This window comes from Cellulosimicrobium composti, assembly GCF_010287905.1.
Classification (GTDB): Bacteria; Actinomycetota; Actinomycetes; order Actinomycetales; family Cellulomonadaceae; genus Cellulosimicrobium; species Cellulosimicrobium composti.
The window spans coordinates 1-14,099 of sequence record NZ_JAAFAN010000057.1 but is presented as its reverse complement, the minus strand read 5'-3'; the positions used below and the strand labels follow the sequence as shown (position 1 = coordinate 14,099).

The following is a 14,099-nucleotide window of genomic DNA, read 5'->3' as shown; positions in this document are numbered from 1 at the left end:
CCCCCGCCGCTCAGGCGATGAGCGCGTCGATCGCTGCGGGCGAGAGTACGTGATCCACAGCCATGGCGCTCGCACCGAGCACGCCGGCCTGGCCGCGCGCCTGCGAGGTGACGATACGCAGGTGCTGGGTCGCGAGGGGGAGCGACCGCTGGTACACGATCTCGCGGATGCCCGCGATGAGGTGCTCGCCCGCCTCGGCGACGATGCCGCCGATGACGATGAGCGAGGGGTTCAGGAGGCTCACGCACGCGGCGAGCACCGAGCCGATGTCACGCCCTGCCTGGCGCACGGCCTGGCTCGCGGCGAGGTCGCCGGCGCGCACGAGAGCGACGACGTCGGCGCTGTTGCTCGCGTCGAGCCCGGCGGCCGTGAGCGCGGCGGCGACGGCCTGGCCGCTCGCGACGGCCTCGAGGCACCCGACGTTCCCGCAGCGGCACGGGACGTCGGCCGCGCTCGGCACGGCGACGTGCCCGATGTCGCCGGCGGCGCCCTGGGCGCCGCGGCGCAGCTCGCCGTCCGCGATGATCCCGGAGCCGATGCCGGTGGCGACCTTGACGAAGAGCATGTCCGTCACGGCGGGCCACGCCGTGCGGTGCTCGCCGAGCGCCATGATGTTGACGTCGTTGTCCACGAGGACCGACGCGTTGAACCGCTTCTGGAGGATCCCGGGGACGTCGACGTCGTCCCACGCGGGCATGATCGGCGGGTTGATGGGCCGGCCGGAGGAGTGCTCGACGGGCCCGGGGAGGCCGACTCCGACGCTCACGAGGTCGTCGAGGCTGCGCCCCGTCGTCGCGACGAGCTTCTCGCCCGTGTCCGCGACCCACGACAGCACGACGTCGGGGCCGTCCGCGATGGCGAGCGCCGCGTCCGTCTCCGCGAGCACGTTCGACGCGAGGTCCGTGACGGCGAGCCGCGCGTGCGTCGCGCCGAGGTCGACCGCGAGCACGATGCGCGCCTCGGGGCTGAAGGCGAAGGTCACGGGCGGGCGGCCGCCCGTCGAGCTCGCCTCGCCCGCAGGCGCGATGAGGCCCGCCGACATGAGGAGGTCGATCCGGGCGGCGATGGTCGACCGCGCCTGTCCCGTGATCGCTGCGAGGTCCGCGCGCGTGCGCGGCTGACCGTCCCGGAGCAGCTGGAACATGTCGCCAGCGCCGGTCGGGCGCGGCGCGAACTTCAGCAGTTCCTCCATGGGCACAGTGAATCACGGAGCCTCTCGTCGGTCGTCCGTTCGTGCCGGACGAGTCATCGGCTTTTGCTTGACGATCGCCAAAAGGTACCCTACTGTCCCGTCTCAAGGCGACATGGACGTCGCCGAAGATCCGGAGGCCCGACGGCGGGCCTCGTCCGGGCGCCGAGTCGCCCCACCCCAGCTCCCCATCCCGACTTTCCTCCAGGAACCGCAGCGTTCCGCAGGTTGTGCGCCTCCCTCCCCGATGTCACCGCTGTCGGCGACGGCGAACCCCTCGGATGGGAGCGTTCTCGCGATCCGTCACGAAGCGCGCACTTTTGACGGTAACGAAGTCGTAACAGCGGCAAAAGGTCGCGATCTTATGATTGACGCTCGTCAAAAGGTCGGCTAGGTTCACCGCATGGTCACCGCAGACCCTCCCCAGCCGCTCCTGCAGATGCAGGGCATCGTCAAGGTGTTCCCCGGGGCGCGAGCGCTCGACGGCGTCGATCTCGAGGTTCTCCCGGGCGAGGTCCACTGCCTCCTCGGGCAGAACGGCGCCGGCAAGTCCACGCTCATCAAGGTGCTCGCCGGGGCGCACCAGCCCACCGAGGGGCAGATCCTCCTCGACGGCGAGCCCATCACCATCTCCGACCCCGTCACCGCCCTGCGGTACGGCGTCGCGACGATGTACCAGGAGCTCGACGTCGTCGACGGCCTCACCGTCGCCGAGAACGTCTACCTCGGGCACGAGCTCGCCACCGCGGGGTTCTCCCAGCGGCGCGAGGCCGTGCGTCGCACACGGGAGATCCTCAGGCGGCTCGGCCACGCGGAGGTCTCGCCCACCCAGGAGGTCGGGCACCTGTCCGCGGCCGGCAAGCAGATCGTCTCGATGGCGCGTGCCCTGTCGCACGACGCCCGCGTCATCATCATGGACGAGCCGTCGGCCGTGCTGGACTCCGAGGAGGTGGGCAACCTCTTCCGCGTCGTCAAGGAGCTGACCAAGGCGGGCGTCGCGGTCGTGTACATCTCGCACCGCCTCGAGGAGATCCGCGAGATCGGCGACCGCATCACCGTGCTCAAGGACGGCCGCACCGTCGCGCAGAACCTCCCGGTCTCCGAGACCCCGACGCAGAAGCTCATCACCCTCATGACGGGCCGCACCGTCGAGTACGTCTTCCCCGAGGCCCCCGAGACCTCGGACGACGCACCCGTCGTGCTGGACGTCGAGGGACTGGGCCTGCGCGGCGTGTTCGAGGACGTGTCGCTCCAGGTGCGCGCGGGGGAGATCGTCGGTCTCGCCGGTCTCGTGGGCGCGGGGCGCTCGGAGATCATCGAGACGATCTACGGCGCGCGACGCGCGACCGCCGGCACGGTCACCGTCGACTCCAAGAGGCTGCGCCCGGGCTCCGTGGCCGCCGCGGTGGACGCCGGGATCGGGCTCGCGCCCGAGGAGCGCAAGAGCCAGGGGCTCCTGCTCGACGAGCCGGTCTACCGCAACGTCACGCTGTCGACGTTCGCCCGCTTCGCACGGGGAGGACTGCTCGACGAGCGCGCCGAGCGTCGCGCGGCCAAGGAGCAGGCCGACTCCCTGGAGCTCCGTCCCGCGGGCGTCGAGCGCCCGATCCGCACGCTCTCGGGCGGGAACCAGCAGAAGGCGATGCTCGCCCGCTGGCTCGTCCACGGCTGCCGCGTCCTGCTCCTCGACGAGCCCACGCGCGGCGTGGACGTCGGCGCGCGCGCCGAGATCTACGCCCTCATCCGCAGGCTCGCCGACGGAGGTGCGGCCGTCGTCGTCGTCTCCAGCGAGATCCCCGAAGTCCTCGGCCTCGCCGACCGCGTCCTCGTCGTCTCCGAGGGACGCGTCGTGCACGAGGGGCCCTCGAGCTCCATCGACGAGCACCAGGTGCTCGACATGGTCATGGAAGGAAGTGTCGCGTGAGCGAGCAGCAGGTGTCGGCATCGGTGCCGACGAACAAGCCGGACGCCGACGAGTCGGCCCGGGTCGAGAAGGCCGCGAGCGAGCGTCGCAAGAGCGGGTTCATGTCCGGGGCGGCGGGTCGGAACGTCGGCCTCGTCGTCGCGCTGCTCCTCCTGTGCGTCGTGGGCTTCGCGACGGGCGGCGAGCGGTTCCTGAGCCTCAGCAACCTCATGACCATCCTCAGCCTCGGGTCGGTCCTGGGCGTCGTGGCCATCGGCATGACGTTCGTCATCACGACGGGCGGCATCGACCTGTCGGTCGGCTCCGTCCTCGGCCTCGCGTCGGTCTGGGCGACGACGCTCGCGACCCAGTCGTACGGGTGGGTCGTCATGGTCATCTGCGCGCTCGCGGTCGGCGTCGGCGCCGGGCTGCTCAACGGCCTCATCATCGCCTACGGGCGGGTCGTGGCGTTCATCGCGACGCTCGCGATGCTCGTCGCGGCGCGCGGCCTCGCCGAGCTCATCGCGCAGAAGCGGACGCAGATCGTGGACGTCCCGGCGTTCAACGACGTCTTCAAGGGCAACATCCTCGGCGTCCCGAAGATCGTGTGGATCTTCGCGATCGTCGCCGTGCTCGGCTGGTTCCTCTTCAACCGCACGACGTTCGGCCGCCGCACGGTGGCCGTGGGCGGCAACGCCGAGGCGGCGCGCCTGGCCGGCATCAAGGTCAAGCGCCACCTCGTGTACGTGTACGCGCTCTCGGGGCTCACCGCGGGCATCGCGGGCGTCATGATCCTCGCCCGCACGAGCGCCGGCTCGTCGACGAACGGCCTGCTCCTCGAGCTCGACGCCATCGCGGCGGTCGTGGTCGGCGGGACGCTGCTCGCGGGCGGCCGCGGCACGATCGTCGGCACCGTCCTGGGCGTCCTCATCTTCACGACGCTCACCAACGTCTTCATCATCAACAACGTCGACAGCTCGGTCCAGCAGATCGCCAAGGGCGCGATCATCGTCGGCGCCGTGCTGCTCCAGCAGCGCCTGACGCGGCGGACCACGTAGCGCCGCGACCCGGTTCGTCGCTCCACCCACGGTCCCACGCCCTCCGGGGCCATACCCCCACAGTTCCCCCCGAAGTTCCTCCCCGCAGGACAGCATCGAAGGAGATCCCATGTCCGCACGCACCACCCTCCGTCGCCGCATCACGCTCGCGACCGTCTCCGCGGCCTCGGTCGCCCTGATCGCCACGGCGTGCACGTCGAACACGCCGACCACCGAGAACACGGCGGACGGCAACGACGGCGGCGGCGGCTCGAGCCAGGCCGTCTCCGACAACGACGCCCCGGGCGACCCGATCGTCATCGGCTTCTCCGCCCCCGCCGCCGACCACGGCTGGATGGGTGCCATCACGAGCGCGGCGGAGGCCGAGGCCGAGAAGTACGAGGACGTCGAGCTCCGCGTCGCCGACGGCACGAACGACGTCAACGTCCAGATCAGCCAGATCGAGGGCTTCATCAACGACGGCGTCGACGCGATCGTGCTCCTGCCGTTCGACGGCGCCGCGCTCACGGACGTCGCGACGAAGGCGATGGAGGCCGGGATCCCGGTCATCAACGTCGACCGCGAGTTCTCCAGCCCGTTCGCCGCCCGCACCACCGTCCTCGGCGACAACTACGGCATGGGCGTCAGCGCCGGCCAGTACATCTGCGAGCAGCTCGGCGACAACCCCGACGCGGTCGTCGCGGAGATCGCCGGCATCGACTCGCTCCCGCTGACGCAGGACCGCAGCCAGGGCTTCGCGGACGCGCTGTCCGACTGCGGCCTCGACGTCGACAACCGCGTCGCCGCCGACTTCACCGTCCAGGGCGGCGAGGCCGCGACGGCCAACCTGCTCCAGGCCGCGCCGCAGATCGACGCCATCTGGAACCACGACGACGACCAGGGCGTCGGCGTCCTCTCCGCGATCGAGAACGCGGGCCGTGACGAGTTCTTCATGGTCGGCGGCGCCGGCTCGGCGAACGTCATGGAGCACATCAAGGCCGGGGACTCGGTCCTCCAGGCGACGGTCGTCTACCCGTCGACCCAGGCCGCGGACGGCATCAAGCTCGCCCGTCTCGTCGCGCACGAGAAGAACATGAGCGACCTCGCCTCCTCGGGCGTGCCGCGCACGGTCCAGCTCTACGCGCCGGTCGTCACGAAGGACAACGTCGACCAGTACCTGCCCTCGGCATTCCAGTCCTGATCGACCGCTGACGGTCGTCGGCACGGAGCACGAAGACACGCGGACCACGCCCACGGTCCGCCCGGGCACGACCCGGCCGGACCGTGGGCGTGCGCCGTGAGGAGCACGGAAGGAACGTCATGGCAGGAAACGACGACGCGCAGCTCGGCGTCGGCATGGTCGGGTACTCGTTCATGGGGGCAGCGCACTCGCAGGCCTGGCGGACGGCTCCCCGGTTCTTCGACCTCCCGCTGACCCCGCGCATGCGGGTGCTCGGAGGCCGCAACCCGGAGGCGCTCGCCGCCGCCGCGCGCAAGCTCGGCTGGGAGTCCACCGAGACGCGGTGGCAGGCGCTCGTGAGCCGCGACGACGTCGACCTGGTCGACGTGTGCACGCCCGGCGACACGCACGCGGAGATCGCGATCGCCGCGCTCGAGGCGGGCAAGCACGTGCTGTGCGAGAAGCCGCTCGCGAACACGGTGGCCGAGGCCGAGACGATGGTCGCGGCCGCCGAGGCCGCGGCGCAGCGCGGGCAGGTCGCGATGGTGGGCTTCACCTACCGGCGCGTGCCGGCGATCCAGCTCGCGCGTCAGCTCGTCGCGGACGGGCGGATCGGCACCGTGCGCCACGTGCGCGCGCAGTACCTGCAGGACTGGATCGCCGACGAGGACACGCCGCTGTCGTGGCGCCTCGACAAGTCGAAGGCGGGCAGCGGGTCGCTCGGCGACATCGGGGCGCACGTCATCGACCTCGCGCAGTTCATCACGGGCGAGCGCATCACGAGCGTGTCGGGCCTGCTCGAGACCTTCGTGACCGAGCGCCCGGTCGCGACCGAGTTCGCCGGGCTGTCGGGCCAGGGCGGCACGGAGCGCGGCCCCGTCACGGTCGACGACGCCGCGGTCTTCCTCGCCCGGATGTCGGGCGGCGGCATCGGGACGTTCGAGGCCACGCGCTTCGCGTACGGCCGCAAGAACGCGATCCGCCTGGAGATCAACGGGTCGAAGGGCTCGGTCGCGTTCGACTTCGAGGACATGAACGTCCTGCACTTCTTCGACGCCGCGGACGACCCGGCGATCGCCGGCTTCCGGCGGATCGTCGTCACCGAGCCCCAGCACGCGTACGTCGCGCACTGGTGGCCCGCGGGTCACGGCCTCGGGTACGAGCACGCGTTCACGCACCAGGTCGTCGACCTGGTGGAGGGGATCGCGGCGGGTACGCACCCGGCCCCGACCTTCGCGGACGGCCTGGCGGTCCAGCGCGTGCTCGACGCGGTCGAGCGCAGCGCGGCGTCGGGCGCCTGGGTCGAGCCCTAGGGACCGGCCCGGCACGGACGGAACGTCCGGTCGCCGGCCGTGCGCAGGTGCGCGGCCGGCGACCGGGGACACGGAAGGAGGTAGGACCGCCGCACGCGCGGCGAGAAGGCGCCCGGCGGAGCGCCGAGACTTCTCCGCCGACGAGCCCGGGACGGACGGCTGGCCGATGGCGCCGACCCGGCGGAGCGCAGCACAGTTCCCATCTCGACGAGGAGACCTTGTGAGAAACGTGCTAGGAGGATCGCTCGCCATGAGGCGCACGGTCGCGGCAGCAGCCGCGGCGGCGGTCGCACTCCCCCTGACCATCGCGACGGCGGTATCGGCCACGGCCGCTCCCGCGGGCCCTGTGCAGGCGGCCCCGGTCGTGGCGGCGGCCGACACGGACCCGTTCGACGTGCTCGTCTTCAGCAAGACCGGTGGCTTCCGCCACGGCTCGATCCCCGCCGGCATCGCCGCGATCCAGCAGCTCGGCGAGGAGAACGGCTTCGAGGTGACCGCGACCGAGGACGCCGGTGCGTTCACGGACGAGAACCTCGCGCAGTACGAGGCGGTCGTGTGGCTGTCCACGACCGGCGACGTGCTCAACGAGGAGCAGCAGGCCGCGTTCGAGCGCTACATCCAGAACGGGGGCGGGTACGCGGGCATCCACGCGGCGTCCGACACCGAGTACGACTGGCCCTGGTACGGCGGGCTGGTCGGCGCGTACTTCAGCGCCCACCCGCAGAACCAGACGGCGACCGTCAAGGTCGAGGACCACGTCCACGAGTCGACCGCCCACCTGCCCTCGCGCTGGGAGCGGTTCGACGAGTGGTACAACTTCCGGACCAACCCGCGCGACACCGTGCACGTGCTCGCGAGCCTCGACGAGACCACGTACAACGCGGGCAGCGGCGCCATGGGCGCCGAGCACCCGACGGCGTGGTGCCAGGTCTACGACGGCGGCCGCTCCTGGTACACGGGCGGCGGGCACACCGACGAGTCGTTCGCGGACCCGGACTTCCTCCAGCACCTGCTGGGCGGCATCCAGACCGCCGCGGGCGCCGTGGCGTCCGACTGCTCGGCGACGCAGTCCGCGAGCTACGAGCAGGTCGCGCTCGACGAGGAGACGCGCAACCCGATGGTCCTGGACGTCGCGCCCGACGGCACGGTGTTCTACGCCGAGCGTGACGGCCGCGTGCAGGTCATCGACCCGGAGACGAACACGACGCACACCGCGACGACCCTCCCGGTGACCACCGCCAACGAGGACGGTCTGCTCGGGCTCGTGCTCGACCCGAACTTCTCGGAGAACGGGTGGGTCTACACCTACTGGGCTCCGGCGAACGTCGGCTCCGACGGTCCGCACAACCGGATCTCGCGGTTCGACTTCGACCCGGCCACGGGCACGATCGACCAGGCCACCGAGAAGAAGGTCCTCACCGTCACGACGCAGCGCAACACGTGCTGCCACGCCGGTGGTGACATGATCTTCGACGAGGACGGCAACCTGATCCTCGCGACCGGTGACAACACCAACCCGTTCGAGTCGGGCGGCTACTCGCCGCACGACGAGCGCGCCGGCCGTCAGGACTACGACGCCCAGCGGTCGTCGGCGAACACGAACGACCTGCGCGGCAAGGTCCTGCGCATCCACCCGGAGGACGACGGCACGTACACGATCCCGGAGGGCAACATGTTCGCCCCCGGGACCGCGCAGACGCGGCCCGAGATCTTCGCGATGGGCTTCCGCAACCCGTTCCGCATCGGCGTGGACCCCTACTCGGGCAACATCCTCGTGGGTGACTACGGGCCCGACGCGGGCAACGCGAGCCCGACGCGCGGCCCGGGCAACACGGTGGAGTGGAACGTCGTCAGCGAGCCCGGCTTCTACGGCTGGCCGTACTGCACGGGCGCGAACGCGGACTACTTCAAGTACAACTTCGCGACCGGTCAGTCCGGCGCGGCGTTCAACTGCGCCGAGGGCCCGGTCAACTCGTCCCCGAACAACACGGGTCTGACCCAGCTGCCCCCGGCCATCGAGGCCGAGGTCTGGTACAACTACGCCGGCAACCCGAGCTTCCCGGAGATCGGCGGCGGCGGTGCGCCCATGGGCGGCCCCGTGTACCAGTACGACGCCGAGCTCGACTCGGACGTCAAGTGGCCCGAGTACTGGGACGGCAAGGCGTTCCTGGGCGAGTGGAACCAGGGCAAGCTGTACTCGATCCAGCTCGACGGCGAGAGCCGTGACGACGTCGTGGACATCAACCGGGTCCTGCCCAAGATCTTCGACCCGAGCGCCGGGTTCGACCGTGCGATGGACTTCGACTTCGGTCCGGACGGTGCGCTCTACGTCGTCGACTGGGGCTCGGGCTTCGGTGGCGACAACGACTCGAGCGGCATCTACAAGGTCAACTACGTCAAGGGCAACCCGTCGCCGATCGCGCGGGCGAGCGCCGACGTGACGAGCGGTCACGCGCCGCTCACGGTGCAGTTCTCCTCGGAGGGCACGCGCCACCCGGCCGGCGACGAGCTGACCCTGCAGTGGACCTTCGGCGACGGCTCCGAGCCGTCGAGCGAGGCGAACCCGGTCCACACCTACACGGAGAACGGCACCTACGTCGCGCAGCTCGTGGCGACCGACGCCCAGGGCCAGACGGGGATCGCGAACGTGACGATCGTCGTCGGCAACGAGGCGCCGACGATCTCCATCACGTTCCCGGACAACGGCGGCTTCTTCCAGTGGGGCGACCAGGTCCGCTACGAGATCGAGGTCGACGACCCCGACGGCGTGGTCGACTGCAGCAACGTCGAGCTCGCGACGTCGCTCGGTCACGACGCGCACGCCCACCCCATGGACGTGCTCGGCGGCTGCGAGGGCGTCTTCCAGACGGCCCGCGACGAGGGCCACGGCATCGAGTCGAACATCTTCTGGGTGATCGAGGCGTCGTACACGGACGACGGCGGCGAGGCGGGTGCCCCGCTCACCGCCAACGACCTCCAGGTGCTGCAGCCGAAGCTGCTCCAGGCCGAGTTCTTCACGGCCACGGGCCGTCTCGCGGACTCCACGAGCACCGGTGACCCCGGTGTCGTGCGCGAGACGACGGGCGACAGCGCCGGCGGCGGCCAGAACATCGGCTACATCGAGCCGGGTGACTGGTGGGCGTACGAGCCGATCTCGCTCCACGGCGTCGACTCGATCGCGCTGCGTGCGGCCTCGCCGAGCAACGCGGTGGTCTCCATCCGCTGGAACGCCGCGGACGGCCCGGAGATCGGGTCCGTCCAGGTGCCCGGCACCGGTGACTGGCAGGTCTACACGAACGTCGCGGCGGAGCTGACCGACGTGCCCTCGGGCACGGGGACGCTCTACTTCGTCCTGACGTCCGGCCAGGCCAACGTCAACTGGCTCGAGTTCGACGGCCGTGGTGTCACGGACAACGAGCGCCCGACCATCGACTCGTTCGAGGTCACCCCGACGACGGGCACGGCGCCTCTCACCGTGACGGCGTCGGTCGCTGCCACCGACCCCGAGGACGACGCGATCACGTTCGCGTGGGACGCGGGTCTCGGCGACGGCTTCGTCGACGGCGGCGACACGTTCGAGGTCACGTACGACGAGCCGGGCACGTACCGGCTCCAGGTCCGTGCGACGGACGAGCGCGGCGCGTACTCGACCGAGTACACGACCGTGACGGTGAAGGCGCCCGAGACCGGGCCGGGGATGTGCTTCTCGGGCCGCTCGGACGACTTCCTCGGCTCGGACGTCGACGAGGACCGCTGGACGGTCACGAACCGCGACCAGAACCTCGTCGTCCGTGACGGACGTCTCGTGATCCCGACGGCGACGCGGGACTTCTACGGGACGGACAACACGGTCGTGCCGAACCTGGTGCTGCAGGACCTGCCCGACGGCCCGTTCACGGCCACGGCGAAGGTCACCCTGCCCGCCCGCCAGCAGTACCAGCAGGCCGGCCTGCTGATCTGGGGCGACCAGGACAACTACGCGAAGATGGTTCTCCAGGGCCGCTCGGCCTCGGCGGACGCCTCGACGCGCATCTTCCAGTTCATCCGGGAGGAGAACGCCCAGCCGAACGAGGTCAACCAGTCCAACACGGCCAACCTCGGCGCTGACTACCCCGACACGGTCTACGTGCGGTTCATCAGCAACGGGGAGAACCTCCAGGCCGCTTACTCGGCCGACGGCGTCGACTTCACGCTGATGCCGGAGACCAAGTCGATCGCGAACCTGACGAACCCGAAGATCGGGCTCGTGGCGCTCAAGGGGAACAACACCAGCACCCCCGTGATCGAGGCGGAGTTCGACTGGTTCCACATCACGCCCGACGACACGGCGTCCGCCTCCGGGCCGGACGACGAGTTCGACGGCGACGCCCTCGACACGTGCCGCTGGTCGATCGTCCGCGAGGACCCGACCGGCTACCGCGTGGCGGACGGCTCCCTGCAGATCGACACGACGCCGACGGACATCTACGGGACGGACAACCGCCCCGTGCCGAACATCGTGCTGCAGGACCAGCCGGGCGACGAGTGGACGATCGAGACCGTCGTCGACGGCTCGGCGCTCGACCGCCAGTACCAGCAGGGCGGTCTGATCGTCTACGCCGACGACGACAACTACGTCAAGTTCGACTACGTGGTCGACAACCAGGCGGGCCAGTCCCGGAACGCCCGGATCGAGCTGCGCAGCGAGGTCGGCGGCGTCGTGCAGAACCCGCAGCCGCAGACGGGGAACCTCCCCGGCTCGGTGTGGCACCTGCGTCTCACGCGCTCCGGTGACACGTTCACCGGTGCGTACAGCGCGGACGGCGAGACCTGGACGACGTTCGACCAGAGCGTGACGAACGCTCCGGCGGCCGACGCCCGGGTGGGTCTCTTCGCGCTGGGCGCCTCGGCGGACACCGGTGCGCCGGCGTCGTTCGGCCACTTCCGGGTGGTCGGCGAGGACGTCGAGCCGGTCGCCGTGACGGTCACCGTGGAGACGCGCTGCATGGCCGGCAAGGTGTTCGTCGCGGTCCGTGCGGCGAACGACGACACGGTCCCGCTCGCGATCACTCTCGAGACCCCGTTCGGGTCGAAGGAGTTCGCGGACGTCGCTCCGGGTGCGAACGCCTACCAGTCGTTCGCCTCGCGCGCGGCGGCGGTCGACGCCGGCACCGTGACCGTGACCGCGACCGACGCCGAGGGGAGGACGTTCACCGGGACGGCTGACTACGCGGCCCGGTCCTGCTCCTGACAGGTTCCGGCGGGCCGGTGCGCTGAGCACCGGCCCGCCGGGCACCGCGCTCGACGCGCGGGTCACCGGCGCACGGACGGCCCATCGGCCGGGCCACCGTACGCTGCCGCACGACGAGCACGACGGGGACCTCCGGGTCTCCGGCCCCGGCGCCCGGGTACGGGCGCTCCGGCCCGGCGCCGGGGCACCCCGGGGACCGACGACGACCGTCGGCCCCGCCTACCGACCACCACGACGAGGTGATGACCCGATGTCCCGTACGCCCTCGCGCACCCGCACCCGAGCCCCGCACCGGGAGCGGTCCCGGCCGCTGCGCCCCGCGCGCCGCGCCGGACGCACCGGACCGCGCGCGCTGATCCGGGCGGCGCTGGTCGCCCTGCTCGGCGCCGTCCTGGCGCTGACCGGCCTCGCGGGGCCGGCCGCCGCGCACGGGGGCGACGTGGTCATCTCGCTCGGCACCGACGGCGAGGGCGGCATCTCCGCCAACCTGACCTGGAAGCTCGACGGCCACCCGGTCGAGGAGTCGGCCGACGTCTCGGTCACGGCGGAGTCCGCCGACGGCGAGACGGTCGGCCCCCTCACGCTCCAGTCGGCGTCCGAGGGCGTCGGCTGGTACACGTCCGAGCCCGGCGTCCTCGCGGAGGGCAACTGGACCCTGACCGCCACGATCACCGAGCCCGCCGAGGCGACCGCGACCGCGCAGGTCGACGTCGTGCCGCTGCCGGAGCCCGCGCCGCGGGCCGAGGACGACGCCGCGGCCGCGGGCGACGCGGACGCCGCCGACGAGGCCGCCCCGGAGGACGGGGACGGCGCCGCGGACGAGAGCGCCGACGGCGCCGCCGCCGCGGACGGCACGTCGACCGGACCGGGCGCGGGCGTGTGGATCGCCGTCGCCGTCGTCGCCGCCCTGCTCCTCGCGGGGGGCCTCCTCGTCGTCCGCCGCCGCTCGCGCGCGACCGCGCCGGGCCGCTCGGACGACGACCGCACCCTGACCAGCACGTCCGCCCGGTGACCCCGGGCGCCCGACCGAGAACGACCGAAGGAGACACGACCATGGCACGACCGATCACCCTCTTCACCGGGCAGTGGGCCGACCTGCCGTTCGAGGAGGTGGCGCGGCTCGCGTCCGGCTGGGGCTACGACGGGCTGGAGATCGCCTGCTGGGGGGACCACCTCGACCCCTGGCGCTGGGACGACGACGAGTACGTCCAGGGCAAGCTCGACCTGCTGGCGAAGTACGACCTCAAGGTCTACGCGATCTCGAACCACCTCAAGGGCCAGGCGGTGTGCGACGACCCGATCGACCAGCGCCACCGCGACATCCTGCCGGACGTCGTGTGGGGCGACGGCGACCCCGAGGGCGTGCGCCAGCGCGCCGCGGAGGAGATGAAGCACACCGCGCGGATCGCGGCGAAGCTCGGCGTCAAGACCGTCGTGGGCTTCACGGGGTCGGCCATCTGGAAGTACGTCGCGATGTTCCCGCCGGTCTCCCAGGAGGCGATCGACGCCGGGTACCAGGACTTCGCGGACCGCTGGAACCCGATCCTCGACGTGTTCGACGAGGTGGGCGTGCGGTTCGCGCACGAGGTCCACCCGAGCGAGATCGCGTACGACTACTGGACGACGGTTCGTACGCTCGAGGCGATCGGGCACCGCGAGGCGTTCGGACTCAACTGGGACCCGAGCCACATGGTCTGGCAGGACATCGACCCGGTGAGCTTCCTGTGGGACTTCAAGGACCGCATCTACCACGTGGACTGCAAGGACACGAAGAAGCGGATGAGCAACGGCCGCAACGGCCGCATGGGCTCGCACCTCGCGTGGGCGGACCCGCGCCGCGGCTGGGACTTCATCTCGACCGGCCACGGTGACGTGCCGTGGGAGGACGCCTTCCGCATGCTCAACACGATCGGCTACGACGGTCCCATCTCCGTCGAGTGGGAGGACGCCGGGATGGACCGTCTCGTGGGTGCTCCGGAGGCGCTCGAGTTCGTGAAGAAGTACGCCTTCGACGCTCCTGACGCGGCGTTCGACGCCGCCTTCTCGACGAAGTAGCCCGCACGGTCTCCCCGTGGGGCGGGGCGGCGGCCGGCCGGGGGGGGGGGGGCGGGCCCCCCCGCCCCCCCCCCCCGGGCCCCCCCCCCCCGGGGGGGGGGGGGGCCCGGCGCCCCGCGCCCGGCGGCCCGGTCGAGGTCGAGGGACAGGAGCCGTTCGAGGGCTTCGGGCCGCAGGTCGGGCGCGTGCCGG

The 14,099-nt window shown here is 71.6% G+C and carries 8 protein-coding genes; 7 read left to right on the top strand and 1 reads right to left on the bottom strand.

Annotation, left to right across the window (positions count from 1 at the left end):
• Nucleotides 1–10: 10 nt before the first annotated feature.
• A complete protein-coding gene (locus tag GYH36_RS15005; RefSeq protein WP_162290253.1) occupies nt 11–1,192 on the bottom strand; it encodes an ROK family transcriptional regulator in 1,182 nt (393 codons plus the stop codon).
• 400 nt (nt 1,193–1,592) lie between these two features.
• Here GYH36_RS15005 and GYH36_RS15000 point away from each other — a divergent pair, with 400 nt between their 5' ends.
• The 7 genes from GYH36_RS15000 (at nt 1,593) to GYH36_RS14970 (ending at nt 13,907) form a co-directional block, all read left to right on the top strand.
• Nucleotides 1,593–3,113 carry a sugar ABC transporter ATP-binding protein gene (locus tag GYH36_RS15000; RefSeq protein ID WP_081772180.1) on the top strand — a complete coding sequence of 507 codons (1,521 nt, stop codon included), beginning with the start codon at nt 1,593–1,595 and terminating at the stop codon, nt 3,111–3,113.
• Nucleotides 3,110–4,150: an ABC transporter permease gene (locus GYH36_RS14995; protein ID WP_376739831.1), complete on the top strand. Its 1,041-nt coding sequence runs from the start codon at nt 3,110–3,112 to the stop codon at nt 4,148–4,150. The genes GYH36_RS15000 and GYH36_RS14995 overlap by 4 nt, the downstream gene beginning before the upstream one ends.
• Before the next feature lie 109 nt (nt 4,151–4,259).
• On the top strand, nt 4,260–5,330 hold the full coding sequence (locus tag GYH36_RS14990; protein ID WP_162290252.1) for a substrate-binding domain-containing protein: 1,071 nt from the start codon (nt 4,260–4,262) through the stop codon (nt 5,328–5,330).
• 119 nt (nt 5,331–5,449) lie between these two features.
• Complete coding sequence (locus GYH36_RS14985) at nt 5,450–6,622, top strand: Gfo/Idh/MocA family protein (protein WP_024839224.1); 1,173 nt, start codon at nt 5,450–5,452, stop codon at nt 6,620–6,622.
• A gap of 250 nt (nt 6,623–6,872) precedes the next feature.
• The gene (locus GYH36_RS14980; RefSeq protein ID WP_162290251.1) at nt 6,873–11,852 is read left to right on the top strand and encodes a ThuA domain-containing protein; all 4,980 of its coding nucleotides are present in this window, start codon (nt 6,873–6,875) and stop codon (nt 11,850–11,852) included.
• A gap of 250 nt (nt 11,853–12,102) precedes the next feature.
• The gene (locus tag GYH36_RS14975; RefSeq protein ID WP_162290250.1) at nt 12,103–12,864 is read left to right on the top strand and encodes a hypothetical protein; all 762 of its coding nucleotides are present in this window, start codon (nt 12,103–12,105) and stop codon (nt 12,862–12,864) included.
• Nucleotides 12,865–12,905: 41 nt separating this feature from the next.
• Nucleotides 12,906–13,907, top strand: a complete 1,002-nt coding sequence (locus GYH36_RS14970; RefSeq protein WP_162290249.1) for a sugar phosphate isomerase/epimerase family protein — start codon at nt 12,906–12,908, stop codon at nt 13,905–13,907.
• Nucleotides 13,908–14,099 lie beyond the last annotated feature (192 nt).

What these genes read in the sequence shown, in the direction of transcription:
- GYH36_RS15000 (WP_081772180.1), top strand. Translation starts at nt 1,593, where the DNA reads ATGGTCACCGCAGACCCTCCCCAGCCGCTCCTGCAGATGCAGGGCATC.
- GYH36_RS14985 (WP_024839224.1), top strand. Translation starts at nt 5,450, where the DNA reads ATGGCAGGAAACGACGACGCGCAGCTCGGCGTCGGCATGGTCGGGTAC.
- GYH36_RS14970 (WP_162290249.1), top strand. Translation starts at nt 12,906, where the DNA reads ATGGCACGACCGATCACCCTCTTCACCGGGCAGTGGGCCGACCTGCCG.
- GYH36_RS14980 (WP_162290251.1), top strand. Translation starts at nt 6,873, where the DNA reads ATGAGGCGCACGGTCGCGGCAGCAGCCGCGGCGGCGGTCGCACTCCCC.
- GYH36_RS14990 (WP_162290252.1), top strand. Translation starts at nt 4,260, where the DNA reads ATGTCCGCACGCACCACCCTCCGTCGCCGCATCACGCTCGCGACCGTC.
- GYH36_RS15005 (WP_162290253.1), bottom strand. Translation starts at nt 1,192, where the DNA reads ATGGAGGAACTGCTGAAGTTCGCGCCGCGCCCGACCGGCGCTGGCGAC.
- GYH36_RS14975 (WP_162290250.1), top strand. Translation starts at nt 12,103, where the DNA reads ATGTCCCGTACGCCCTCGCGCACCCGCACCCGAGCCCCGCACCGGGAG.